This is a genomic window from Acidiferrobacter sp., from assembly GCF_054609335.1.
This window is the reverse complement of record NZ_JBTRWP010000012.1, coordinates 16,288-40,709: the sequence shown is the minus strand read 5'-3', so window position 1 is coordinate 40,709 and position 24,422 is coordinate 16,288. Positions and strand designations below refer to the sequence as shown.

The window sequence follows — 24,422 nt, the reverse complement described above, 5'->3', positions numbered from 1 at the left end:
ACGGCGCCGGGAATCTACAAGGTGAAGGCGAGGGCGGGTGGGGCGTTGGGTTGCGCGGGCCTGCGGCGACGTCGCTGCAAGAGCGGCACCGCAGTCGAGGCTGGCCTCGAAAATCTGACCAGGACCATCTCTATCGCGAGGAATACCGCAAGGACCATAGGCAGGGGCGCCGGCGTACCGACGATTTTACTGATGGTCTGCGGCCCTATGGCGTTGTGGACCACAGCGCAGGCCTTGCCGTCATGAGACCGGTGATGACCCTGCGGCGTCATGCACGCCCAGAGCGCCACTAGCCAGAAGACCAGGATCAAGGGGGTTATGACGTTTTTGAGCGAGCGGACTCTCACGCCCCAGATGATCGCAGGCCGGCGCATCGCCCGTCAAGGGTCAGCCTTGTCCAATATGAAATGAGTCTGAAGGAGGGACTGTGTTTCTAATAGGAAATGAGTCTGAAGCCGGATCGAGTTCCGTTCATGATAGGGAGATGCAAACCCTTATGAACCTCGATAACCTGACCTCCATTGATCAGCTGACGGAGTTTTTGTCCGGCACCCAGACGGTGGCCTTTTCGGTGTTTGTCAACATACCTGTCGCACGGAGTCGATTAAGCAGCCTCCTGTTTTGAATCAGGACTTTCGCGTTCCGGATTAAGCCAGACCTCGGTTGGGAGATCCCAGTTGCGGAGGGTCCGTGACCACCGTTCTGGGTGTTGAGAACGGGCCTCTTCATAGACCTGTTTGCGCCGTTCAATGACCTGTAAAGCCTCGCCCGTATGACGTTGGGCGGGGGTCACGAACTGAATACCGCTGTGCTGGTGGTTTTCGTTATACCAGCGGACGAAGCGCAGGACCCAGGCTTGCGCGGCGTGTAAGTCAGCAAAGGGCTGCGTGGGGTAGTCCGGACAGTATTTGGCGGTGCGAAATAAAGCCTCGGCATAAGGATTATCGTCACTCACCCGGGGGCGGCTAAAGGACGGCACGATCCCTAAGCCCTGGAGGGCCGCCAACATCGTCGATCCCTTCATAGCGCCGCCGTTGTCGGAGTGCAGCACGAGGGGTCGTCCTGAGAGGCCCTCAGCAAGACTGGCACGGCGGATCAAGTGACTGGCATGCTCTGCGGACTCAGTCGTGTGGACCTCATGGGCTACAATCTTGCGGCTATACACATCCAGCACCATGTACCAGTAATGGTAGAGACCCTTCACGGCGGAAGGTAACCAGGTTATATCCCAGCACCACACCTGATTGGGGCCTGTGGCCCGGTGACTGGTGGGACGATGGCGACGCACCGGCGCTCGGGCCCGCCCCCGATGGTGTTGCAGGTCGGCGGCCTTCAAGAGGCGGTAGAAGGTGGATTCCGAGGCCACATAGCGCCCTTGATCGGCCAATTTGGGCACAATCTGCGAGGGCGGAAGGCTCGCAAACGCAGGCCTGTTGGCGATCTCTAAGACCTCCGCCCGCTCAGCTTCTGAGAGACAGCGGGATGAGGGCGGACGGAGGGCCGTGGGCCTGCGGTCACCCCGTACGAGATCGGCGCCCTCGGTCCGCCAGCGCTCGACGGTGCGCACGTTTAACCCCAGGAGATGGGCTGCTGGCCTACGCCGGGCGCCGTTCTCTACGGCCTCGTCTATCAAAGCGACAATGTGTTCGCGATCGGGGAGCGAGATCATGCGTCCTCGTCCCCCCAGATCGCCTGCGCTTTTTTTCGGAGGACCAGCAATGCCGCGGCTTCCGCCAGCGCCTTCTCTTTCCGATTCAGTTCGCGCTCGAGTTCATGAATGCGCTTCTTGTCGGTGCGGTTCTCAGGACGCTCTACTAAGGCGCCATTGGCATCCCGGCAGGCGATAGTCCAGGCCGCGATCTGTTCTACAAATAACCCTTTGCGCCGAGCGTATTCCGCACGTTCGGCCTCACTGAGGGTCGCGGTCTCTAAGACCACCGCAAATTTCTCCGCAGACGACCAAGATCGGCTGCGTGTGTCTGTTTTCGGCATCACGACTCCTGGTGTGGCGTTAAGCTCTTTACGCCAACTGCTCAGTGTACTCTTCCCAATACCTGTGTCTCGAGCGAGCGCCGCCAGAGACACCCCGTTGGGGTCCATAAGCTTGCGACAGACGGCCTCTTTTCTTTCTTGCGAGTAAGCGGTCATAGAGTTCTCTTTTTGCCGTCCCCTGTGGTTGGACTTCTAGAAAAAACCGTACGACAACTATGTTGACACAGGGGGCTGGTTGATCCGCCGTCGCAGTGTCGCCGTCTGCAGCCGCCCAGCGCCAGGGTCTGAACGTGAAACCCATGAGAGCGACAAGTTGCATCTCGGTCTCGGTGGTCTGCGCCAGGCGGTAGCGCGGCGTCGTGTTTCTTGACCAGTCGGACCGAAAGCCTCGGCCCCCTCCCCGATACCAACGCTGAAACTCCACCACCATCAGCGTCGTCTGCGCCGCGTCCTCAGCCAGTTCGTGGCAGGTGGCCCAGTTGACTTGCCGTCCGCCGGAAGCAGGCACAGGATTGTGATAGGTTCATCAGTTCGGATGGCAAACGAACTTGGCAGCCGAGCTTGAGCCGACAGGTCAAATAGAATGGATTGCAGGGCCATCAGCACACTCCTATGCGACGACGGCCGCATGCCGGACGCGTAATTGCAGGCGCGTCTCGTCCCGGAAGGTATTGGTATCCAGTTCAAAAGCTACTCGGACCGCCTGCCCCACTTCCACTGGACACACGCCGTCGCGAACCGCACCAAACCAGATGGCGTCGAATCGATCTGGCCCGATGCCCATCGATAACTTCAAGTGGGTTCCGTCGCCGACGGGACGGACACTGAGGATCCGGCCTTCAGCACGAAAGACAGGCCACTCCCATTGCCGGCCGAAGGGCTCTAAGGTGGCCAGTTCTCTGAACAACTCCAAGCTTGGACGCTGGTCGAGTTCGCCATCGGTGAGTATGCGGGGTCCTGGAGTCCATGTCGCTAAAGCGCGGGCCGCGGCCCCATCGAAGGCAGCCGTGAAGCGATTAAGCGCCTCGCGTTTCAACGTGACCCCACCGGCACCTGCATGACCGCCCCACGTGACAAAGTCGCCGGGATGTGATTCGACCATTTCGGCAAGCGCGTTTCGTATGTGGAATCCGGGGACAGTGCGCAGTGAGGCGGTAACATGGTCGCTCCCATGCTTCGGCGAGAAGTAGGCGGCGGGACGTCCATAGGTCTCCACCAATCGGGCAGCACATACGCCATGTACGCCTGGATGTCCTTCCGGATCGAAGACGGTGATTGCCGTGCACCCAGCCATCACCTGCTGTTCAACCAATGGAAGGATACGACGTAACATTTGGGATTGGACCTGCTTGCGCTCGCTGTTGTGCCCCACCAGGATCAGCGCCAAGCGTGTCGCTTCCTTCTCGTCATCGCACATCAACAGGTCGACGGCCCCAAGCGCGCAGTCGAGACGGCCCCGAGCATTGATGATCGGCCCAAAGGTGAACCCCAATGTCGCCGCCGTAATGGGGCCAGAGCAACGAGAGACCGCGTACAAGGCACGCCATGCAGGGCGCGCCTCAGGCGCATTTATTAGTGCGAGGCCACGTGTCAGCACCGCACGGTTATTCGGTGACCGGGCCAGATCGACACAATCCGCTACCGTTCCCAGGGCGACCAAATCGAGGAGGCGGCCAAGTCGCGGCGCATCGGCCGGAAGGTACCCGCAGTCAATGAGCCGTTGCCGTACGGCGCAGCAGAGCAGCCAGGCCACATGAACGCCCGCAACGTAGGGGTCGGCGAATGTCGAATCCGTGCGGACCGGATTGACGCAGGCGATAGCTGCGTGCGGCGGCCCCTGTTCTGGAACTCCATGGTGGTCTGTCACTATCGTCGTCAAACCATGATCGCGCAGCTTCTCAATGCGGGCATGGTCCGAACTTCCCTGATCAGCCGTAATCACGAGTGCAGGACGAGGCGCCGAGTCCAAAATACGCTGGGTTACGCTCTCCGAAACGCCATACCCTTCCCGCAGTCGATGGCCAATATAGCTGTGGATTCGGTGTTCTGGCACACCGAAGTAGTCCCGCAACGCGAACTTCAGTACCGAATGCCCCGAAGCACCATCGCAGTCGAAATCCGACAGCAGAATCACTGGCAACCCGTCCTTTACCGCGCGGGCAACGGCCTCAGCTGCGACACCGATGTCAGGTAGACGGTCCGGCGAGTCAAGCGCGCTCAACGGCGGGCGGACAAGTAATCCGACCCTTCCTGCATCCTCGTCACCCAATCTCCCCGCGATGATTCGCGACTGAAGACGCGTATAGCCCGCAGCCATCGCCTCACGAAGGGTATCTTGGGACAATGGTCTGTCGATAATCCGCACGGGTTCTGGCATCACTCGCCATCCCGGTTGATCAGATGCAACTTGTCGCCCTTCTGTAACAGCTTCTCCCGCCGCTGCGCTTCCTTTCGCCATCTTTCCGCCTCACGCTCAGCTCGTTGACGGGCCAGAAAATGGGCTGCCTGACCACTCAGAGCAGCGCTTAGCTTGCCCTTCAGGTCCGCCACATCTCCCCTGAGGCGGGAGATCACTTCGCTCGCGGTCCTTGGTGTGACAACCACACCAGGCTGCATCAACTGCAGGACCTTCGCCCTTTGTTGCTGATATTGACACTTCGCGTGTGCGATCAAAGTTCGCGAGTGCTTTGCCTCCTTGGCAACCGTCGAGAAATTGATTGCCAGGCGCCCTTCCGCCGCAAGGCGCTTCAACAGCGGATCCTTTGGCCTGTTCTTCTCGAGACGCTCAATTGCCTCCTCGAAATCCCGTTCGATGACCGCCCTCGGCGGCCGTCTTTTAGTGCCCGACATCGGCAATCTCCTGTTCCACGCACAGGTCCAATGGAGCGGTATCGACCCCCAAGCGCTCAAGGAGCTTTTTTGCGACTGCGGCCCGCATCGCTGCCACACGAAACATGCCGCCCTGCCCTCGCGCCTCGGCTTGCCTATGCGCGGCGGCATTGGTGATGTACCGTTCCCGCCAGAACCCGACGTGACGCAAGTCCAGAATGAAGCAATCGCAACCCGCACAGAGTGACGGCTCTCGCGTGGTGAAGTTGGGGAAGGGCACACCAATTGGACGCGTCCCCGCAGCCTTATGACAGCCCATAACCCCAGGGTCCCTTGGGAAGCAATTACCATGCGGGGCAAACCACATGTGCAGGCTGTTATCACGGACAAAGCGCATGACGCGCCTCCAGCCGACTTCCATATCCACACCTTCAACCAACTTACGCACCTCGTCGATCCCCTGCTCAAGCTGGGCGCCCATCTTTCCGGCGACCCTTGTCCGGCCAGTTACCATTTCGTACATCTGCATGGCCGTGAGTTGCGATGCCATGGCATTGATCGGCTCGATCTGGATACGATTGCGCCCCCAATAACCGCCTTCCGTAATAGCCATAGCTACGTGATGGTATTGGCGCTGAACCGCTGGCAGTAGACGCGGATCAATGGACAGCGCGAACTGGGCATAGGTCTTGCGAAACTGGTGTGACCGGATGATACGCCCCTTCGATTTACGCCAGGGAATGAGGTCATTCCGAGCAATTCGGTGTGCAGACTCGTCCGGCAGGTTGGACAGATCCACCCACCGCTCAATAAAATTCTTGATGAAGCGGTTCAGCCGAGAGGTATTGAAGAGGTTGATTTGCATCTCAGTTACGGCAAGATCCACTCCACTCTTAGTAGTAATCAATAGTCGATCCGTTTTGGCAAGTTTCCGTTCATGCGCGAACAGTCTGTCAAGGACCTGCATGGCGTGGACCGGAAGAGGAATTTCGTCGCTACCCATCGGCCGCATTCCAAGCAACCAATCTACATCCCGTGGAAGCTCTTCTTCCTTGGTCAGTTCCGATCGAAGTACGAATGCTTCATTGAGCCCCGATGATGTCTCGACGATACGGACCCCATGTGGAAGACCAGTGTCTGGGCAGGCACCTGCACGCAAAGCACATATCTCACTTGCGCGCATTCCAGTCGAGGACTGGATCGTAATACACGCGGCGCCTGCAATAGTGGCGACCAATTGTCGCACGCCCCGCACCGCATACGATTTGCGACCGCTCTTGGCCTCACAGCTCATTAGGGGCTCGTGCCATGACCCAGACTCACCGTCGATGATAGAAAACGCATGGTCACTCAAGGCCGCGTCAACGCGCCCTCGGCGGTCCTGCTGAAGCCGCCATAGTTTTTCGTGGGGGTTTTCTATTGAACGGTAGGCCTTCTCGATCTTTTCACGTAGCCGCAAAACATCTTCCGCAGGCGCCCCCAGAAACCAGGCCGCCTTGTTCATCAGTGGAATGGCCACCTCATCGGGCAAAGGCCGGATCCAACCCCGCGCCTCGGTGATGATCCGCTTCGCAATCGAGTTGGCACCCTTCTCGTCTAGCCAAGGCCGTTCCGGCATCGGCGAGATGCCCGCCTCTTCCAGCGCTTGACGCTGCCGCCAGAGCAGGTCGATGATCTTCAAGGGCATATAAGCTGCCCCTTCCCTAATAACCTCTTCGTCATCAACTTCTACAGCGACAATCGATGGTAGATCATCAATGAACGCGGCCACGAATTCTTTGTTTACATCTTTTGGCCACATCTGCCCGCGTTCAACCATCCATGGCACGACAACTCGAAGCCCTTGTGTCAGCAGAGCGCCATTCCCGGTTTTATATGCCTTAACTTTGTCTCGGGGATCCACAAACAGACCCCAGACAAATCGCCGTAGCCATCCAAGCAATTGAGAATGTTCTGGGTCGAGGAGGTTACGCCCATCAGGCAACTTCATATCCCAAGTCACTTTCGATGCCAAGGGACGCTGGCCAATACTCGCATTATCCAGAGACCAGACAGAATCCCTCCACCGACTCTTAGAGGACACCCAGACCTCGTCCAATTCACATTCGGGGCGGAGATGGAAATGAGCACCGGAATTGACGCGAATGATTTCTGCGGTCAACATATCGTCACTCCACCGTCGGCAAAGTGATATGGAAGCGCATGGCTGCGCTCATGACGTCACCGGGTACATGCTTCAGTAGCGCATCGAGATCAATGAACACGCGGCCATAACGCGCCCGCCAAGCCTCACCACCGATCCGGCCTTGCGCGCCGAAGATCGCCGTACGCAATGACAAGTACAACGCGACAGCTCCAGGGTCATGGATATCGGCGGCCGCCAAAGGGCAAGAGGGGCATCGGCCGTAAGCGGTGCACAACCGATTCTTGCCCTGCATCGGCCATGGCGAATCGTAAGGATCGAAGCAATGAAAGCCGGGCGTGGCGGCGCCACGATCCATGCGCGACGTCAGCCGACGTCGACGCGGATCGATCTTCCCGTCCGATCTGAACCATCGCTCCATGAAAAGCATGGCTTTTCCTAACGACTCCGCCTCCCGCCACCGCGTTCCGTCACTGACGTAATGCGTATCCGTGGTCCGAGCATTTTGGTGTCCCAGGACCTGACTCGACACCACGATGCCCTCGCGGAGGCCAATCTCGTCGCCGATCGTGGCCCTGATCTGGCTGAGCGTAAACGGCGAGAGCCCATAATCCCTGCAGAACTCCATGAGGCCGCGATGCCAGGACGCATCGCTTTTGTTTATTCCCCTGTCATTGCCACCGAGTCCTCGGCCAGCAGGATTCGTTCCCTGAAACCGATTGAAAAGGAACAACCTGTCCTTCAACGGCTCGCTGACGGTCGCGCGCACCAACTTCGTTAAACGCCTGAGAAGGTCTAGCACCGGCTGAATGCGAGCCGCCGAAATCGGGACCACGGGATCTTCGTTTGCCCGCCACTTAGTTCCGCCCAGTCGCACAACGGGCTGCCCGAGAAGCTCTCCAAAGTCGACACCTGACCACTCCAACTCATACAATGTCGTCGGATTCAAAGCAGATTCAATGGCCAGAAAAACAACGAGCGGCACGAGGTCGCGGGCATTTGGATAAAGAACCGCCTTAAGCGTCCAGATCCTATGCGCTTTCCTACCACTTGAGTTAATGTAGCGATATAACTCTGGATTACTTTCTTTTATCACACCCAACTGCGGGAGCCCTTCTGGGTACTTCTGAGCGATGTAGGCGGCGCATGTACCCAGATCGGAAAGATCGCCATTTGTAGCAAGCCTTTCGTGCCCCTCCTGCAACAACCTCTCTGACTTCTCTATCCTTACACGAAGGGCATCAATATCCTTTGTTACCGCATTATCGATTGCTTGCAATGCTTCAAACGACAATCTTTCTCGTGCTGTGGTTCGCTGTTCCACATTGTCCCAAGTGATGCTCGGCCTCGCATCAAAGGCAGCTCGCGCCAAGCGACTGAATTCTGGAACAGACTTCAATGCATCCAGCATAACGACCAATGCCCCAAAAGTCGTCGCCCTAGTTTTCGGATGAATGGGTTCACCGTTCCTCCGATCAATCTTCGTATCAAGCCATTGCTTGAACTGGTTCCATACGGGACGATCAATCTCGTCGAGACCAATGTGTAACAGCCCCCTTTCTCTCAAGAAGGCTACAAATCCAGCCTGCAGCTCGGATCTGCGCCCCACCAGTGTCTTCTGGCGCTTACCGACTCCGTAGACGCGGAAGCCCTCGGCCAGCGGCTTGGCTAGGCGCGGGGCCAGGCCCAGAAACGAAAGGTCTAAAACGCAGGGCTCACGATCCGGACCCGGAAACTCAACCTTGATATCATGAAAGTCCTTGCTAAAATGGAGCGTGGTTTGTTTCAGACGAGTTGCACCCAGATCTACGACGTTGGCGGTCTCTTTTGACCTCCTACGAGCCTGCGCGGCGACGGAGGCAGCCGAGCTTCGCTTACGCTTTACGTCTACGTTTTGCAGAAGAGCGGCATTAAGTTCCGGTGGTTCACCGGATGCGATGGTGACTGACTTTGCCGCCATAGACGCTTTGGCAACTCTGCTTGCAGGAGACCGCTTCTTAGCCATCCCTTTATTCCAATCCGACAAGAGATCTAATGTCCTGCTGACCACGCGGGCCAAAGAGCTGGACAAATTTCAGATAAGTGCGAATAGTCGTTTCCAGCCGCTCATGACCCAGTTGCGCCTGGATCACCTTCCATGGTTCCGAATTCCCATTGCTCGCCTCAATCCAATAGGTGTAAACGGCATAGGTGTGCCGGAGATCATGCACGCAGTGGTGCGCGACCGAAACCTGCGTCCTTACACCGGAGTCCGGATCGATACGCTGTTTCAAACGCATTAGGCCTGCGGAAACACATGCCTCGCCAACTATCGCCTCGAACCGCCGCGGGGTGAAAGGGGATCCTGGGTCGGGCGAACGCGCTCCCGCCAGAAATAAGACGTTCGGTATCTGTCTTCTTTTCTTACGTCCCAATTCCAGCGCTCGAGCCCGCTCGCCTTTCATGTATTGCAGCGTATCTGCAATCAACCAGTTCGGGACGGCGACGTTTCGTGTCACATTACCCTTACCAATGACTTCAACGGCTTGTTGCGAAAAGGGCGAGCTCTCATCAGGATGGTACACAAGGAATTGATACGGGTTGAGCGTCATGATCTCTGAAAGGCGGAGGCCAACTGCCCAACCCCAATCCGCCATAAGTCTATTTCTTGTAGGACGCAGGTCCCCTGCCGCCCTTTCTGCTGCGGAGGGACCAAGCACCGCCAGGAACTTTCTTAATTCTTTGGTCCCGAATGGGCGGATAGCATTTTTTTTCGCTCGTCGAGAAGGAATCAACCGTGACGCGTCAGATAAGGTGTCGGGCGATGCTTCAGAGGCTAGTTTCGCCTTCAAGACATCGGCGCTGCAGATATCACTGAAGTACGCACTGTGTCGCCGGGCATAATCGTAGAAAGCAATGACCGGCTGCATGTAAGCGACGATCGTCCCACTGCCGTAGGCGTCACCCGTCACTGGACTGATAGCCGTGAACAGACCGTCCCGGAAATCAATCAAATCGTCCTGAGATGCCGTTTGCCAATCAACGTTGGCTTCTAAGCACCAGTTGAACCAGAACCCCAATGCGTGGGCAACGTTTTTCCAGGTTCGCGGCGACGACCGGGAACCTGACTGGCAGTATTCGTCGTTAAGAAACGCGGTCGCTTCCTCGAACAGTCGAAGTTCTGGCTCCCAGAACAAACTTGGTTGTCCCACTTTCAGACCCCCGAAGTCCTGAGTGATGTGAACCGCCACGCCGCTGTTCATTACCCAAGCCCTATATCTCAGCCTTAAATGAACATAGTACGCCTTTAACTCGCTATTGCAATGGGATTATTGTTACTACGTGAACAGATTTTTGCGTCCGTACCCTTTATACAACGCAAGCGAACAACGCCCGTGTGAACGAGCAGGTCCACTCAGTTCTGAAGGTTCATATTGCGGCGTCATAGTCGCCTATAACCAGGATACGCTCGTCACGCGCCAAGGCCCCGGCAAGCGCCTCCACGGCGTCTTCCAGCGCCTTCAGTGTCTCGGGTCCGGCCAGGGCCTCGAGGCCTCGCTCGTCCTGCGCCCAGTCCGCGGCGCCGCGCGCTGCATAGACGCGTTCGAGAACCGCGCGCACCGCCAAAGGCTGCTTGGCGAGCACCAAGTCCTTCATCGTGCCTTCTGCCCAAACCATCTTCGCCAGCGCCCAGGCTCCCAGGTATAGAAGGGGCCGCGATCGCCCACCACCACAAGCTGCTTCAGGCGACCCGCGCGTAGTTCACGCGCAAGCGGTTCCCACCAGGTCGCCACCAAGGCCTCCAAAGAGTGGGTCCAGGCCTCGCTGTCGCCATACTGGGCGGGGGCCTGCGCCCTAGGCCACACCGCGAGCGTGGCCATCCCCACATCGAGCGCGGTGGGATCGGCCGGCAAGGGCGCCACGGCCACCTCGACCATGCGGGCCATCCCCTGGATCAGTACATCGTCTGCAAACACGCGGGCGAACGCCGCCCGGGTGGGCTCAGGCGCGTATCCCGGTCCCCAGAGCCACACGCTATTGGCCTCGCCGCGCGCCGCCTCCCCGCCATGACCGCCGGCGAGCCCCTCATGCAAAAGCATCTGCGCCTCGTTCAAGCGCGTCCTCCAGTAGGCCGCGTTGCCCGCAGGCAGAAAAGAATGGATGTCGCGGCCCGCAACCTCGGCCATCTCCGCCACCTGCAGAGGCTCGGGCGCAGCCAGACTGAGATACCAGCGCGTCGGCGCCACGACCTCGAGCACCCCACCGTCGGGCGCGAACACCTGCGCCACCCGCGCGCCCAGGCGCGCAGCGTCCTCGGCCCCGAGCGTCAAGGAATTGTTATCGAGCAGCAGGAGGCGGTGCCGATCGACCACCAGATGGACCGGGTCGCAACGCACCCACCAGCGGTGGTCGGGCGCACGACCTTCCCCTAATCGCGCCAGGGCGGCCAGCCCCGCGGACGCCGGGAGGCCGAAGAGTGCCGCGGCGCGCGGGGCGTAACCCTCGAGGTCCCAGGGGCGCTGCGCCGCCCGCGCGAGCACACGGCTCACCGCCAAAGGCGCGGACTGGGGCGCCTCGACGCGCCCGTCTAGACCTGGGACATAGATCGTGACCGAACCCGATGTCGGCGGCTTAAGCAAGACCTGCGCTCCTGCCGCGACGCGCTCTAGGATGTACGATCGAGAATCACGGCGCGCACCGCTTGCAGGGTCGGAGCGACGGTCACAAGCTCCGTGGGTCCCCCTTGGCGGATAGCCACATCCGGATCTTTGAGGCCGTGGCCCGTGACTGTACAAACCACAGTCGAGCCCTCCTCGATGCGACCCGCGCGCAGATCGCGCAAGGCACCGGCCACCGATACCGCCGAGGCAGGCTCACAGAAAATCCCCTCCTCGCGCGCCAGCAGCTTTTGAGTGGCCAGGATCTCAGGGTCATCGACCGCCCCGAACCAGCCGCCGGTCGCCTCCCGGGCCGACTGCGCCAGCGTCCAGGACTGCGGGTGACCTATGCGGATGGCGGTGGCCACAGTCTCCGGTTCGTCGACCATCTGCCCGCTCACGAAAGGTGCCGACCCGGCCGCCTGGTAGCCCACGAGCTTCGGGACCGCGCAGCGGCCTTCGCGCGCATACTCGCGATAACCGAGCCAATGGGCGCTGATATTGCCGGCATTCCCTACCGGCAGGTAGTGGTACTGGGGCGCGAACCCCAAGGCGTCGACAATCTCGAAGGCCGCCGTCTTCTGCCCCTGCAGGCGGAAGGGGTTCACGGAGTTCACAAGCGTGATCGGCGTCGTTTCCGCAATGTCCTTCACAAGCCGCATGCCAGCATCGAAGTTGCCCTGAATCTGCACGACCACGGCCCCGTGTATCATCGCCTGACTCAGCTTACCGAGCGCGATCTTACCCTCCGGAATCAATACGAAGGCGGTGAGCCCCGCGCGCGCGGCATAGGCGGCCGCCGATGCCGAGGTATTGCCAGTCGAGGCGCAGATGATGGCCTGCGAACCGCCCTCCACGGCCTTGGTCACCGCAAAACACATCCCCCGATCCTTGAACGAGCCAGTCGGGTTCAGTCCTTCGAATTTGACATAGATGGTCGCCTCGCGCCCCACACTGCGGGTCAGCCGGTCGAGACGGATGAGTGGCGTGTCGCCCTCACCCAAGGTGATGATGCGGCTTGCGTCGGCAATGGGCAGCCAATCGCGGTAGCGCGCGATGATGCCGGTGTAACGGGTCATGGAACTCTCCTATGCGAATGACTCGACGCGCAATCGCCGGATCTTGCCGGTGATCGCAGACAGCGCCGCGATGCGGCTGATGGCTTGATCGATTTGTGCCTCGCGCACGCTGTGGGTCAGGAGGATGACGGGCACGGTGTGCGCGCCCGGTTCAGGGGCCTTCTGCAAGATCGCTTCGATGCTGATACCAAGCTCAGCCAGGATGCGTGTCATGTCGGCGAGCACGCCCGGCTTGTCTTCGGCCTCGCAGCGCAGATAGCAGGCGGTCGCGACCTCGGCCATGCCCAGGATCGGTCCATCGGACAAGGCATCGGGCTGGAAGGCGAGATGCGGCACGCGCAATTCGGGGTCTGTAGTGAGCGTCCTGACGACATCAATGATATCGGCCACCACCGCCGATCCGGTCGGCTCGGCGCCGGCACCGGGCCCGTAGAACAGTGTCGAGCCCACGGCATCGCCCGCCACCAGGACGGCGTTCATGACGCCGTCCACGTTGGCGATGAGGCGCTTATGCGGGATCAGGACCGGATGGACGCGCAATTCAATGCCTTCCGCCACGCGCCGCGCAATCCCTAGATGCTTGACGCGATAGCCCAGTTCCGCGGCATAAGCGATGTCCGCAGATTCCAGATTGCGTATGCCCTCCACATGCACCTGCGAGAACGCAAGCGGGATGCCAAAGGCGATGGCCGCCAGGATCGTGAGCTTGTGTGCGGCATCCACGCCGTCCACATCGAAATGCGGGTCGGCCTCGGCATATCCGAGCGCCTGGGCCTGCGCCAAAGCCGTACCGAATTCGGTACCGTTTTCGCGCATCTCAGTGAGGATGTAGTTGCAGGTGCCGTTGATGATGCCCGCCACCCCGCGAATACGATTGCCGGCGAGCCCCTCGCGGATCGCCTTGATGATCGGGATACCGCCTGCCACCGCCGCCTCGAAGGCCACCACCACGCCGCGCGCCCGCGCCGCCGCGAATATCTCGTTGCCGGCGGTGGCGATAAGGGCCTTGTTGGCGGTCACGACATGCTTGCCCTGGGCGATGGCCGCCAGGATGTAGGAGCGCGCGGGCTCGATGCCGCCCATCGTCTCCACCACCACGTCTATGGTCGGATCGTCGAGGATGGCCCGCGCATCGGTGGTGAGACAGCCTTCCGGCAGGACCTGCGCGCGCGGTTTGCGCACGTCGCGCGTCAAGACCTTCACGATCTCGATTTCACGCCCCGCCCGGCGGGCGATCTCTTGGGCATTGCGCGTCAATACCGCGACCGTACCACCGCCTACGACCCCAAAACCCAAAAGACCGACGCGGACCGCCCTCACAAGGCTTCCTTGGCCACGACACCTGCGCGCCGCAGGAGGTCGCGGATGCTGCGCACCGCCTGACGGGTACGATGTTCGTTTTCGATCAGGCCGAAGCGCACGTATCCGTCACCGTACTCCCCAAACCCGATCCCGGGCGAGACTGCCACCTTGGCCTCGAGCAGCAGCTTCTTGGCGAACTCCAACGAGCCCATTTCCCGGAAGGGCTCGGGAATCTTGGCCCATACGAACATAGTGGCCTTCGGCACGTCCACGTCCCAGCCGGCCGCCTTAAGGCCCTCGCAGAGCACGTCGCGACGACTCTGATAGCGGTCGCGGATCTCGCCGACACACGCCTGAGGGCCCTCGAGCGCGAGAATGGCCGCAATCTGTATCGGCGTGAACATCCCGTAGTCCAGATAGGACTTCATGCGCGCAAGGGCCGCCACGAGTTCGCGATTCCCGCACATGAAGCCCACGCGCCAGCCAGGCATGTCGTAGCTCTTGGAAAGCGTGAAAAACTCGACCGCGACCTCCATGGCCCCCGGCACCTGCAGAATGGAGGGGGCCTTATAGCCATCAAACACGATATCGGCATAGGCCAGGTCATGGATCACGTAGATGCCGTGCTCACGCGCCACCGCAATGACCTTCTCGAAGAAGCCTAGGTCCACGCATTGGGCGGTTGGGTTGCTCGGGAAGTTCAGCACCAGCATCTTCGGCTTGGGCCAGCAGTTGCGGATCGCGGTCTCAAGCTCGGCGCAGAAATCGCCCCCGGGCACGAGCGGTACATGGCGGATATCCGCCCCTGCAATCACAAACCCATAAGGGTGAATGGGGTAAGTCGGGTTGGGCACCAAGACCACATCGCCCGGACCTGTGGTTGCAAGCGCCAGGTGCGCAAGACCCTCCTTGGAGCCTATGGTCACAATCGCCTCGCGATCCATGTCGAGCGTGACCCCGTAGCGCGTCTCATACCAGCGGCAAATGGCGCGCCGCAGCCGCGGAATGCCCCGCGACACCGAATAACGATGCGTATCACCCCGTTGCGCGGCTTCGCACAACTTGTCTACGATGTGCTGCGGGGTCGCGTGATCGGGATTACCCATCCCGAAGTCAATGATATCCTCGCCACGGTGTCTCGCCTCGGCTTTCAGATCGTTGACGATGTTGAAGACGTAGGGCGGTAATCTCTTTATACGAGGAAACTGATCCATGCTCCACCTAGGACGCCCGGACGGGCCGACTCCCCGTTCGCCTGGCAAGATGTTGTGAGATGAGCGGCGCGCCAACCACGGCCGTTTGAATCGCGAACATACGGGCGAAAAAGCGCCCTGTCAATGTCGACCGGAGGCTTTCGATGAAGATTCACCTGGATGCAAGCAACGGGCAGTGCGTCGTGCGTGGCTACGAGCCCGGACGCCTGCATATCGACAACGAGGTCTACGAGCACAGCCTCATCCTCATGCCCCAGCGCGTCGTCGCGAACTGGCGGCCGCGGCACTTCGGAGAGCTCGATGTCTCGAGCCTCGCCGAGCTCGCCGCATGGCAGCCGGAGGTCGTCGTCCTGGGAACCGGAAGCACCCTACGCTTTCCGCCCGCCGCGTGGCTCGCGCCGTTTTTCGCCTCGCAGGTGGGTGTCGAGTGCATGGATACCGGTGCCGCCTGTCGGACCTATAATCTGCTCATGAGTGAGGGTCGCTCCGTGGTCGCCGGTCTGCTGCTCGCAGACCCCCCGTCCACCTAGCTCCTCAGGCAACCTCTAAAAAAGAGCATCCATCGAGTAACCGCTCTTCTCGAGCATGCCGCGCAGCCGGCGCAAGGCCTCGACCTGAATCTGGCGCACACGCTCGCGCGTGACCCCGATGTCCGCGCCTACTTGCTCGAGAGTGGAGATGTCGCGCCCATTCAAGCCGAATCGCCGCTCCACCACCTCGCGCTGCTTTTCGTTCAGCTCGGAAAGCCATGCCGCGATCTGGCCATGCAGATCCTCTTCTTGCAGGATCTTCTCCGGATCCACGTTCTTGTCGTCGGCAATGGCATCCAACAGGGAACGGTCCGGGTCCATGTCGAGCGGTGCATCCACCGACGCGATGCGCTCGTTCAGACCCATCATCGCGCGCACGTCCCCGACCGGCTTGTCGAGCATGAGCGCCACCTCTTCGGGCGTGGGCTCATGGTCGAGCTTCTGCGCCAAATGGCGCGCAGCACGCATATAGATGTTAATTTCCTTCAAAATATGAACGGGCAGACGGATGGTTCTCGTCTGGTTCATGATTCCGCGCTCTATGGTCTGCCGAATCCACCATGTGGCATACGTCGAAAAGCGGAAGCCGCGCTCGGGATCAAATTTCTCGACCGCACGTATGAGCCCGAGGTTGCCTTCCTCGATAAGATCGAGGAGCGCCAGACCGCGATTCATATAACGTCGCGCAATCTTCACCACGAGCCGCAAATTGCATTCGATCATGTGGTGCCGCGCAGACACATCGCCTTTCAATGCCTTGCGCGCGTAAAAGACTTCTTGCTCCGCTGTCAAAAGCGGCGAAAAGCCAATTTCACGCAGATAGAGCTGAGTCGCATCCGCTTGCGGCCCCCCACTATCTTCGGTCTCCCGTTCCTGCCCCGCCTCGACTGCAACTTCCGTTTCGACTTCGTCGCCTTCTACAGCGTCGTCCTTTTCCGTTCCCTCAAGAGCCTCCGGCTCAATTGCTTCCACTGCGTTGTCGTCCAGTTCCGGTTCGGCCATGGGCGGTCCCCCTCAATTAGCTCGCTAGTGGTGTTTCTCCGGCAGATAGCGCAGGGGGTCCACCGGGACGCCACGCAGGCGAATCTCGAACTCGAGCTCCACCCGATCGGTCCCGCTGTCCCCCATTGTGGCAATGACCTCACCTTGCCGCACCATCGCGCCCTCCTCGACCTTGATGCGCGCATTGTGGGCATACGCGCTTAGGTACTCATTATTTTCTTTTATGATAATAAGCTTGCCATATCCAGGAAGTCCACTACCGACATAAACGACGCGACCGGCGGCAGAGGCGCGGATCGGTTCCCCGACGTGCCCCACGATGTCGATCCCGCGATTGCCGGGCCGCCCGCTTAAGGGGCCTCGCCCGAAGGTCTCCTTCACGGTCCCGCGCGCGGGCCATATCCAAGTCGGGGCCACTAAGGGTGCGCGAAGCGCCGGGGCCGGCCGCTGATAGATCGGCGCGGCCGCACGAGGCAGGGGTATCGGACGCAGCCGCACGCTGCGGCGATGCGGTGTGCCTCCGAGTTGCCGGCGCGCGACCGGCGGCGGCGCAGATGACTCGCCCCGTGGCGGCCGCAGGCGCAGGAGTTCCCCGGCTTCGATACGGTAGGGTGGCGGAATGCGGTTCCAGCGGGCGAGGGTCCGATAGTCGTGACCCGTCTCGAAGGCGATGCTATAGAGGGTATCGCCCGGAAGCACGCGATAGCTCCCGTGACGCACGGCGAGCGCCGCGCTTTCATCGTAAATGGGCGCGGGAAAGCGCGCCGTGCACCCCGATAGCGCTAAGAGCAGGCAACCGAGCCGCAGCGCGCGCTGCACCTACACGATCCCTCCCGGCAGCAACGGGACGAAATTGACGGGCCCCAGACGTTCAAAAGCCATGGCCGTGCCACGGCGTCTGTATAACAGCAGTTCCTGCACCTCGCCGCCCACCGGGACCACGAGACGCCCCCCTTCCTTCAATTGTCCAAAAAGTGCCGTGGGCACGGCCCGCGCCGCCGCGGTAACGATGATGGCATCGAACGGAGCCTCTTCGGGCCAACCCTCGCAGCCGTCGCCGTGGCGTACGCTGATATTGCCAAGCCGCAAGGCCTGGAAGCGCTGGCGGGCGGCGCGGACAAGCCCTCCCACCCGTTCCACCGTATAGAGGTGTCCGGCAAGCTTCGCAAGCACCGCCGCTTGATAGCCAGACCCCGTTCCAATCTCCAACACCTGCGCGAGCGGACCCGATGCGCGTAACGCCGCCGTCATCCGCGCAACGATGTAGGGCTGCGAAATCGTCTGTCCGTGACCGATCGGCAACGCCGTGTCCTCATAGGCGCGTGTGGCCAAGGCCTCATCCACGAACACGTGGCGCGGGATCGACGCCAGGGCCGCGAGCACCTCCTCGTCCCGTACTCCTTGTTCGCGCAGACGCCCAATAAGCCGATCGCGCGTCCGCGCCGAGGTCATGCCCGCACCTTGGCGCATCATCCCGCTCACAAAATCCCTCCGCACCACGTGCCCAGCATCGCAAGCGCCGCGTGCCGCGTCAGATCGGCGTGCAGAGGCGTCACAGAAACCCGGCCACAGGCGATGGCATGGAAATCTGTGCCCGGTCCCGCATCATCGGCCGCGCCCGGGGGGCCCACCCAATAAATCTGTCGCCCACGCGGATCGCGCGCCGGGATCACGGCCTCGGCCTTGTGGCGATGCCCAAGACGGGTCGCCTCCAGGCCACGGAGATCGGCATAGGCGACATCGGGCACATTGACGTTCAAAATCGTGTCCGCCGGCAGCGTCTCGGCCGTAAGGCACTCAAGCAAGCGCTCAATGATTTGCGCCGCGGTCGCGAAATGGGTGGGATTGGCCGATGCCAACGATACCGCTATGGCCGGCAAGCCCAGAAAGCGCCCTTCCATGGCCGCCGCCACCGTCCCCGAATACAGCACATCATCCCCCAGATTGCCGCCGTGATTGATCCCCGAGATCACGATGTCGGGCTCCTGTTGGAGCAGGCCTGTGATGGCCAGATGTACGCAATCGGTGGGCGTGCCATCGACATAAATGAAGCCATTGGCCGCGCGCTGAGCGCGCAGCGGCCGCAAAAGGGTGAGCGAATTACTCGCGCCGCTGCGATCGCGGTCGGGTGCCACGACCGTGACCTCGGCCGCCCGCCCGAGTTGCGCGGCGAGGCATTCGAGGCCGGTCGCCGTATAACCGTCATCATTACTAAGAAGTATGCGTTTCACGGTTCACTGCAGGCGCGGCATAGGGGATAGCCATTGTTCGACAAAGGCCTGGCTCACACGCGCGCCCAAGCGCTGCGCGAAACGCGTGACAAGACCTTCTTTTGGCGAAAAGTCCACGATATGGGGGGCCTTGAAGACATGCCGCGCCACCTGTCCCACCGTCCCGAACCCGTCGATGAGCCCGAGCTGCCGAGCGCGGTACCCAGTCCATATAAGACCGCTGAAAAGCCCACGGTGCGGCCGCAGGCGTGCGCCACGACCCTTTCTCACGGCGTCAATGAATTGCGTGTGGATCTGCCCCAGCATTTTCTCCGCAAACGCCTTGTGGGCCTTCGTGAGCGGCGAAAACGGATCCAGAAAATCCTTGTTCGCGCCGGCCACCAACAAGCGTCTCGTCACGCCGACCTTGCGCATGATATGCGTGTAGCCAAAGCCGTCCATGAGGACCCCGATCGAGCCCACGAGGCTTGCCGGATTGGCATAAATGCGATCGGCCGCCACCGCTACGTAATAGCAACCCGACGCGCAGAGGTCCTGGACCACCGCATAGACGGGGATGTGTGGATAACGCGCTCGCAGTCGCCAGATCTCGGCGTTGATGTCGCTTGCCTGGACCGGGCTTCCGCCAGGGCTATCGGCATCAAGGATGACCCCTGCGGGGTGCGCCGCGAAGGCACGGCGCAAGGCCTGATCGATGGGGCCCGCGCTCGTCGTCCCGCCCGCCTGAATGGTCCCGTCCAAGCGCACAAGCGCGGTAAACCGACCGGCAAGCCCGCTGGCACGCACATGCGACGCCTCGTAGCTCAGAAAGAGCGCCACGACCAGGGTGACGACCAGCAAGCGAAAGGCCAGCGTCCAACGCCGCTCGCGCCGCTGCGCCGTCAAGGCCGCGAACGCGAGTTTCTCGAGCGTTGAACGCGCCCAATCCTCGCTCAGGCCCATGCGGGCCGCCTGCGCGGCGCCATCGTCGAGCTTGGCATCTTGCTTCTTATCGTTATCGTCGCTCACGGCTGTGCCTCCTCCACTATCACCATGCCTCCCTGTTCCCGGCAGACCAAGGCCTCGAGCGAACGGCCTAGGCAGGGTCCGCTGAGACAACTCCCATCCGCGGGATCATAGCGCGCCCCATGCACGGAACAAACCAAGGCCATCCCTTTATCATCAAAGAAACGCCCTTCCTGCCAATCCAATTCTAGCCTGCGATGCGGACACCGGTTCCTGTAGGCGCGGACGACACCTTTGAAACGTATGACGAAGGCCTCCTCGCCCGGCCCGAGCAGGAATTTCTGTCCTATCCCGCCATCGATGAGGCGATCGCCCGCGCAGACCGCTACAGCAGCCACGCGCACAATTCCGGAAAGGTCTGGACGCACAGGCGGGGCCTGTGAACCCGCAGCTCGTCCAGGTCGTGCACCCCATAACCGACGGCAACGCTATCCATCCCGGCGTTCGCCGCCATCTCGATATCGTAGCTCGTGTCCCCCACCATGAGCGCCTCTTCGGCACCCACCCGGGTTTCCTCGAGAATTTCATGAAGCATACGCGGGTGCGGCTTCGAGCGTGTTTCATCCGCGCAGCGGGTTGCGCAAAAGAGCGTACCCGTACCGCTTGCGGCAAGGGCGGCATCGAGGCCGATTCGGGATTTACCGGTGGCGACCGCCATGCGATAGCCCTGCTGGTGCAAACCTTCAAGCCCCCGAGCTACCCCCGGGAAAAGGGGTGTCGGGGTCTCATTTAGGTGCAGAAAATGTTCACGATAACGCTTCGCAACCGCTTGTCGGCCCTGGTCGTCCGTGTCCGGCAGAAGACGCGCAAGGGCCTCGACCACCCCGAGACCTATGGTTCTACGAATGGCATCATCGGTAAGCATATGGAGCCCGCAATCGCGGGCCGCTGCCTGAAAGCAACGGACGATGCGTTCGGCGGAATCCATGAGCGTGCCGTCCCAGTCAAAAATGAGAAGCTTGTATTCCTTAAGCATCGAGCGACTCCAAAACCCTTGTGAGATCCTTCGGTAACGGTGACTCAACCTCTACAGTGACACCGGTGAGGGGATGCGGAAATGACAGCCGCGCCGCATGCAGGAAGAGCCGCGCAAGCCCACGCTCACGCCACACGGCATTCACCTTGGGATCGCCATAACGCTCATCGCCAGCCACCGGGCATCCGAGGTGAACTGCATGTACGCGCACCTGGTGGGTACGCCCGGTGCCGAGACGCACATCGACCAAGGTCGCCTCCCGAAAGCGTTTGCGCGGCGTAAAGCGCGTCTGTGCGGATTTGCCGGCGGCATGCACCACCACGCGGCGGTCGCCCGTCTCAAGACGCAGGAGCGGGGCGTCCACGGTGCGCGCCCCACCGCTCAGCACCCCCTGCAAAAGGGCCACATAATGCTTACCGAAGCGCCCGCCCCGCAAGGCTTCCTGCAGGGCCCGCAAGGCCGAGCGCCGCTTGGCGACGAGCAGGCATCCGGATGTTGAGCGATCGAGCCTATGCACAAGCTCAAGGCTGCGGGCGGTCGGTCGTAGGGTGCGCAGCGCCTCGATCACCCCGAAAGAAAGCCCAGAGCCCCCGTGAACCGCCATACCCGTAGGCTTGTCCAATACGAGGAGGTGCTCATCCTCGAACAGTACGAGACCGTTAAGCCACGCCAGATCAGGGGCTTGCGGGCGTGGTGCACTGGTCTCGATAGGGGGAATACGCACAACGTCGCCGACTTGCAGGCGATAGTCGGCCTTGCGCCGACCCTTATTGATACGGATCTCACCTTTGCGGACAATCCGATAGATGTGTGCCCTCGGAACGCCCTTAAGGACCGCCAAGAGAAAATTGTCGAGACGCTGTCCGGATCGCTCGTCATCTATCGTGACCAAACGAACCGTTGACGCCGCCTTGTCGTGCGAAGACATCAGGGGGAAGCCAGAGATTGCCGGGGCGCAACCCGGCTGCTATAGTGCGCCATCGTATGCACTTGATAGTAGCAAGCTTTCAAGGCGCATACAAAACGATTTTCGAAGGCTGACCATTTCGGTCGCCTTGCCATAAGGGTTTCGCACCCCTCACCCAACTGGAGAGGTGCTCGGATGTGCGCCCCTTGCCCAGGAGGCGGAAAGTCCACAGCGACGGGTTACAAAGCGGATTCACGCCCGAGTTCGGGCCCCTCTGCGCTGCCCGGACCGCGTGGACTGCTGACCCTTCTTAAGGGCGGGCGGTCGCGCGCCGCAAAGCGGCGGAGTCAGAATTCATGAAGAGAATGCTTTTCAATGCCACCCACTCGGAAGAATTGCGAGTGGCGATCGTCGACGGCCAGAAATTGATCGATCTGGACATAGAATCGGCGAACTATCAACAAAAGAAGGGCAACATCTATAAGGCGCGCGTCACACGCGTCGAACCGAGCCTCGAGGCAGCGTTTGTCGATTACGGCGCCGAGCGTCAAGGTTTTCTCCCCCTGAAGGAAATCTCGCGGACCTACTTCAGCGGCCAGGACAGCAAAAACACCCAAGGGCCGGTGCGCATAAAGGACGTCATCCGGGAAGGTCAGGAGATCGTCGTCCAGATTGAGAAAGAGGAACGCGGCAACAAGGGCGCGGCCCTCACGTCCTTCATCAGCCTTGCTGGACGTTACCTCGTGCTGATGCCGAACAACCCCAAGGGCGGTGGGATATCACGCCGCATCGAAGGCGAAGAGCGCGCGGAACTGCGCGATACCATGGCCCAGCTCAAGCTGCCCGATGATTACTCGGTCATCATCCGTACAGCGGGCATCGGCAAGAGCGTCGAAGAACTGCAGTGGGACCTTGACTACCTTATCCAGCTCTGGGATGCCATCAACCGCGCAAGCCAGGATCAGCCCGCCTCCTTTCTGATCTACCAGGAGAGCAGCCTCGTCATTCGTGCAATCCGGGACTACCTACGCGGCGACATTGGCGAGATTCTGATCGACAACCAGGACATCTACGAGCGCGCCCTGAAGTTCATGCAGCAGGTCATGCCGCATAACGTGGGCAAGCTCAAGCTCTACGAAGACGAGATACCGCTCTTCTCGCGCTATCAGATCGAGCACCAAATCGAATCGGCATTCTCGCGCGAGGTGCATCTCGAATCCGGCGGTGCGGTGGTGTTCGACCACACGGAGGCGCTCGTCACCATCGACGTGAACTCGGCGCGCGCCACGCGCGGCAGCGACATCGAAGAGACCGCGCTCAACACGAATCTCGAGGCGGCCGACGAGATCGCCCGCCAGCTGCGGATCCGCGATCTGGGTGGACTAATCGTCATCGACTTCATCGACATGACCCCGACGCGCAATCAGCGCGCCGTGGAGACACTACTCGCCGAGGCCCTGAAGGCCGACCGCGCGCGCGTCCAGGTGGGGCGCATCTCACGCTTCGGTCTGCTTGAGATGTCCCGCCAGCGTCTGCGGCCCTCGCTCGGCGAGTCCAGCAGTCTGACCTGCCCCCGCTGCGAAGGGACGGGTCATATCCGTAGCGTCCCCTCCTCTGCCCTCCAGATCCTGCGTTTCATCCAGGAGGAGGCCATGAAGGAGAACACCGCAGCCCTGCAGGTCCACCTGCCGCTTGCGACCGCCACCTATCTCTTGAACGAGAAACGCTACGAGATCAGCGGCATGGAGTCGCGCCTCGGCACGCCCATCACTATCGTGCCCTCCATCGATCTCGAAACCCCGCACTACCGTATCAAGCGTCTCAAGGCCGAAGAGATCGAAGCCGAACGCATCGCGCCCAGCTATCTGATCCCGCTCGAAGCGGAGCCGACCGAGCCTGCGCGGCCCGCCCCAAGCCCGATCGCGGAGCGCCCGGTAGTCGGTCAGCTGGCCCCGATCACACCGCCGCGGCCGGAACCCGTGCGTCCTTCTGACTCAGCGCCATCCAATGGCCTGATACGATCCTTCCTGCACCGCCTCTTGGGCAGTTCGCCCGCCGCCAAGGCGGCCGCCCCCCCGGTGAGCGCCCCCGAGGTCGCTCCGCCTGCACCCGTGGCGCGCCCCCCGCGGCGCAATGCCGCCACGCGTCCGCGGTCACCCGCCAAAACGTCTCCCAAGGCCCCTGCCGAGGCGCGTGAACGGCCGCGGGAGACTGCGCCCGAGCGGGTCGCAGAGAAAGGCGAGCGCAATGAGCGACCAGCGGATCGCGGCGAGCGTGGCCCGGAGAAAGGCGAGCGACCAAGCCGTGCACGCGGACATCGGTCACGGCGCGGTGGCCGCGGGCGCCACGGCAGCGAGCGCCCTGAAGGCTCCAACGAAACCCCGGCGCAGCCAGCCGGAGAGCACGGAGCGGACACGAGCCATGAAGCCCGAGGCCCTGTAGACGCCATCCCGACACCCGTCCGCGACACAGCGCATGACCAAGTGCCGCCCATGGGCGCGGACACCCCGCGTCCCGCCGAGACCGCACGTCCCGCCGAGACCGCACGTCCCGCCGAGACCGCACGTCCCGCCGA

General features: G+C 61.3%; 21 protein-coding genes and 1 pseudogene. 2 read left to right on the top strand and 20 right to left on the bottom strand.

Annotated elements, in window-relative coordinates; translation table 11 throughout:
• Nucleotides 1-14 precede the first annotated feature (14 nt).
• The 12 genes and pseudogenes from ACYCTF_RS04795 to alaC form a co-directional block, all read right to left on the bottom strand.
• Entirely contained in the window at nucleotides 15-347 is a 333-nt protein-coding gene (locus tag ACYCTF_RS04795; RefSeq protein ID WP_461283912.1) for a hypothetical protein, read from the bottom strand.
• Nucleotides 348-604: 257 nt separating this feature from the next.
• Nucleotides 605-2,148, bottom strand: a pseudogene (locus ACYCTF_RS04790) (IS3 family transposase).
• Between the two features lie 454 nt (nucleotides 2,149-2,602).
• Entirely contained in the window at nucleotides 2,603-4,126 is a 1,524-nt protein-coding gene (locus ACYCTF_RS04785; protein WP_461284584.1) for a single-stranded-DNA-specific exonuclease RecJ, read from the bottom strand.
• 242 nt (nucleotides 4,127-4,368) lie between these two features.
• A complete protein-coding gene (locus ACYCTF_RS04780) occupies nucleotides 4,369-4,842 on the bottom strand; it encodes a hypothetical protein (RefSeq protein ID WP_461283910.1) in 474 nt (157 codons plus the stop codon).
• Nucleotides 4,829-6,985, bottom strand: a complete 2,157-nt coding sequence (locus tag ACYCTF_RS04775; RefSeq protein WP_461284580.1) for an integrase — start codon at nucleotides 6,983-6,985, stop codon at nucleotides 4,829-4,831. Before ACYCTF_RS04775 ends, ACYCTF_RS04780 begins: the two co-directional genes overlap by 14 nt.
• Nucleotides 6,986-6,989: 4 nt before the next feature.
• Nucleotides 6,990-8,969 (bottom strand): hypothetical protein, encoded by a 1,980-nt coding sequence (locus tag ACYCTF_RS04770; protein WP_461284579.1) that lies wholly within the window; start codon nucleotides 8,967-8,969, stop codon nucleotides 6,990-6,992.
• 4 nt (nucleotides 8,970-8,973) lie between these two features.
• Complete coding sequence (locus ACYCTF_RS04765; RefSeq protein WP_461283720.1) at nucleotides 8,974-10,206, bottom strand: tyrosine-type recombinase/integrase; 1,233 nt, start codon at nucleotides 10,204-10,206, stop codon at nucleotides 8,974-8,976.
• 166 nt (nucleotides 10,207-10,372) lie between these two features.
• The gene (locus ACYCTF_RS04760; protein ID WP_461283719.1) at nucleotides 10,373-10,600 is read right to left on the bottom strand and encodes a hypothetical protein; all 228 of its coding nucleotides are present in this window, start codon (nucleotides 10,598-10,600) and stop codon (nucleotides 10,373-10,375) included.
• A complete protein-coding gene (locus ACYCTF_RS04755) occupies nucleotides 10,597-11,583 on the bottom strand; it encodes a hypothetical protein (RefSeq protein ID WP_461283718.1) in 987 nt (328 codons plus the stop codon). Before ACYCTF_RS04755 ends, ACYCTF_RS04760 begins: the two co-directional genes overlap by 4 nt.
• 26 nt (nucleotides 11,584-11,609) lie before the next feature.
• Complete coding sequence (gene thrC, locus ACYCTF_RS04750; protein WP_461283717.1) at nucleotides 11,610-12,680, bottom strand: threonine synthase; 1,071 nt, start codon at nucleotides 12,678-12,680, stop codon at nucleotides 11,610-11,612.
• Between the two features lie 9 nt (nucleotides 12,681-12,689).
• Nucleotides 12,690-14,000, bottom strand: a complete 1,311-nt coding sequence (locus tag ACYCTF_RS04745) for a homoserine dehydrogenase (protein ID WP_461284578.1) — start codon at nucleotides 13,998-14,000, stop codon at nucleotides 12,690-12,692.
• Nucleotides 13,997-15,196, bottom strand: coding sequence for an alanine transaminase (alaC, locus tag ACYCTF_RS04740; protein WP_461283715.1), 1,200 nt, complete (start codon nucleotides 15,194-15,196; stop codon nucleotides 13,997-13,999). Before alaC ends, ACYCTF_RS04745 begins: the two co-directional genes overlap by 4 nt.
• 143 nt (nucleotides 15,197-15,339) lie before the next feature.
• Between alaC and ACYCTF_RS04735 the strand changes: the two genes are divergently transcribed.
• Complete coding sequence (locus ACYCTF_RS04735; RefSeq protein ID WP_461283714.1) at nucleotides 15,340-15,726, top strand: Mth938-like domain-containing protein; 387 nt, start codon at nucleotides 15,340-15,342, stop codon at nucleotides 15,724-15,726.
• A gap of 15 nt (nucleotides 15,727-15,741) precedes the next feature.
• Here ACYCTF_RS04735 and rpoS read toward each other — a convergent pair whose 3' ends face one another.
• From rpoS to ACYCTF_RS04695, 8 genes are read right to left on the bottom strand one after another with little or no spacing between them, the layout of a single operon-like run.
• Entirely contained in the window at nucleotides 15,742-16,728 is a 987-nt protein-coding gene (rpoS, locus tag ACYCTF_RS04730; protein ID WP_461283713.1) for an RNA polymerase sigma factor RpoS, read from the bottom strand.
• 24 nt (nucleotides 16,729-16,752) lie between these two features.
• Entirely contained in the window at nucleotides 16,753-17,547 is a 795-nt protein-coding gene (locus ACYCTF_RS04725) for a peptidoglycan DD-metalloendopeptidase family protein (RefSeq protein ID WP_461283712.1), read from the bottom strand.
• A complete protein-coding gene (locus tag ACYCTF_RS04720) occupies nucleotides 17,548-18,201 on the bottom strand; it encodes a protein-L-isoaspartate(D-aspartate) O-methyltransferase (protein ID WP_461283723.1) in 654 nt (217 codons plus the stop codon). It lies immediately after the preceding gene.
• 5 nt (nucleotides 18,202-18,206) lie between these two features.
• Nucleotides 18,207-18,959 (bottom strand): 5'/3'-nucleotidase SurE, encoded by a 753-nt coding sequence (gene surE / locus ACYCTF_RS04715; RefSeq protein WP_461284577.1) that lies wholly within the window; start codon nucleotides 18,957-18,959, stop codon nucleotides 18,207-18,209.
• 3 nt (nucleotides 18,960-18,962) lie between these two features.
• Nucleotides 18,963-19,967 (bottom strand): S49 family peptidase, encoded by a 1,005-nt coding sequence (locus ACYCTF_RS04710; protein ID WP_461283710.1) that lies wholly within the window; start codon nucleotides 19,965-19,967, stop codon nucleotides 18,963-18,965.
• Entirely contained in the window at nucleotides 19,964-20,302 is a 339-nt protein-coding gene (locus ACYCTF_RS04705; RefSeq protein ID WP_461283709.1) for a Rieske (2Fe-2S) protein, read from the bottom strand. The genes ACYCTF_RS04710 and ACYCTF_RS04705 overlap by 4 nt, the downstream gene beginning before the upstream one ends.
• The gene (locus tag ACYCTF_RS04700; RefSeq protein ID WP_461283708.1) at nucleotides 20,290-20,940 is read right to left on the bottom strand and encodes an HAD family hydrolase; all 651 of its coding nucleotides are present in this window, start codon (nucleotides 20,938-20,940) and stop codon (nucleotides 20,290-20,292) included. The genes ACYCTF_RS04705 and ACYCTF_RS04700 overlap by 13 nt, the downstream gene beginning before the upstream one ends.
• Nucleotides 20,933-21,868 carry an RluA family pseudouridine synthase gene (locus ACYCTF_RS04695; RefSeq protein ID WP_461283707.1) on the bottom strand — a complete coding sequence of 312 codons (936 nt, stop codon included), beginning with the start codon at nucleotides 21,866-21,868 and terminating at the stop codon, nucleotides 20,933-20,935. The genes ACYCTF_RS04700 and ACYCTF_RS04695 overlap by 8 nt, the downstream gene beginning before the upstream one ends.
• 335 nt (nucleotides 21,869-22,203) lie before the next feature.
• Here ACYCTF_RS04695 and ACYCTF_RS04690 point away from each other — a divergent pair.
• Nucleotides 22,204-24,422, top strand: a 2,219-nt coding sequence (locus ACYCTF_RS04690) for an Rne/Rng family ribonuclease (RefSeq protein ID WP_461284576.1), incomplete at its 3' end; no start/stop codon positions are given.

What these genes read in the sequence shown, in the direction of transcription:
- ACYCTF_RS04775 (WP_461284580.1), bottom strand. Translation starts at nt 6,985, where the DNA reads ATGTTGACCGCAGAAATCATTCGCGTCAATTCCGGTGCTCATTTCCAT.
- alaC (WP_461283715.1), bottom strand. Translation starts at nt 15,196, where the DNA reads ATGGATCAGTTTCCTCGTATAAAGAGATTACCGCCCTACGTCTTCAAC.
- ACYCTF_RS04780 (WP_461283910.1), bottom strand. Translation starts at nt 4,842, where the DNA reads ATGTCGGGCACTAAAAGACGGCCGCCGAGGGCGGTCATCGAACGGGAT.
- ACYCTF_RS04770 (WP_461284579.1), bottom strand. Translation starts at nt 8,969, where the DNA reads ATGGCTAAGAAGCGGTCTCCTGCAAGCAGAGTTGCCAAAGCGTCTATG.
- thrC (WP_461283717.1), bottom strand. Translation starts at nt 12,680, where the DNA reads ATGACCCGTTACACCGGCATCATCGCGCGCTACCGCGATTGGCTGCCC.
- rpoS (WP_461283713.1), bottom strand. Translation starts at nt 16,728, where the DNA reads ATGGCCGAACCGGAACTGGACGACAACGCAGTGGAAGCAATTGAGCCG.
- ACYCTF_RS04765 (WP_461283720.1), bottom strand. Translation starts at nt 10,206, where the DNA reads ATGAACAGCGGCGTGGCGGTTCACATCACTCAGGACTTCGGGGGTCTG.
- ACYCTF_RS04695 (WP_461283707.1), bottom strand. Translation starts at nt 21,868, where the DNA reads ATGTCTTCGCACGACAAGGCGGCGTCAACGGTTCGTTTGGTCACGATA.
- ACYCTF_RS04735 (WP_461283714.1), top strand. Translation starts at nt 15,340, where the DNA reads ATGAAGATTCACCTGGATGCAAGCAACGGGCAGTGCGTCGTGCGTGGC.
- ACYCTF_RS04700 (WP_461283708.1), bottom strand. Translation starts at nt 20,940, where the DNA reads ATGCTTAAGGAATACAAGCTTCTCATTTTTGACTGGGACGGCACGCTC.
- ACYCTF_RS04720 (WP_461283723.1), bottom strand. Translation starts at nt 18,201, where the DNA reads ATGATGCGCCAAGGTGCGGGCATGACCTCGGCGCGGACGCGCGATCGG.
- ACYCTF_RS04760 (WP_461283719.1), bottom strand. Translation starts at nt 10,600, where the DNA reads ATGAAGGACTTGGTGCTCGCCAAGCAGCCTTTGGCGGTGCGCGCGGTT.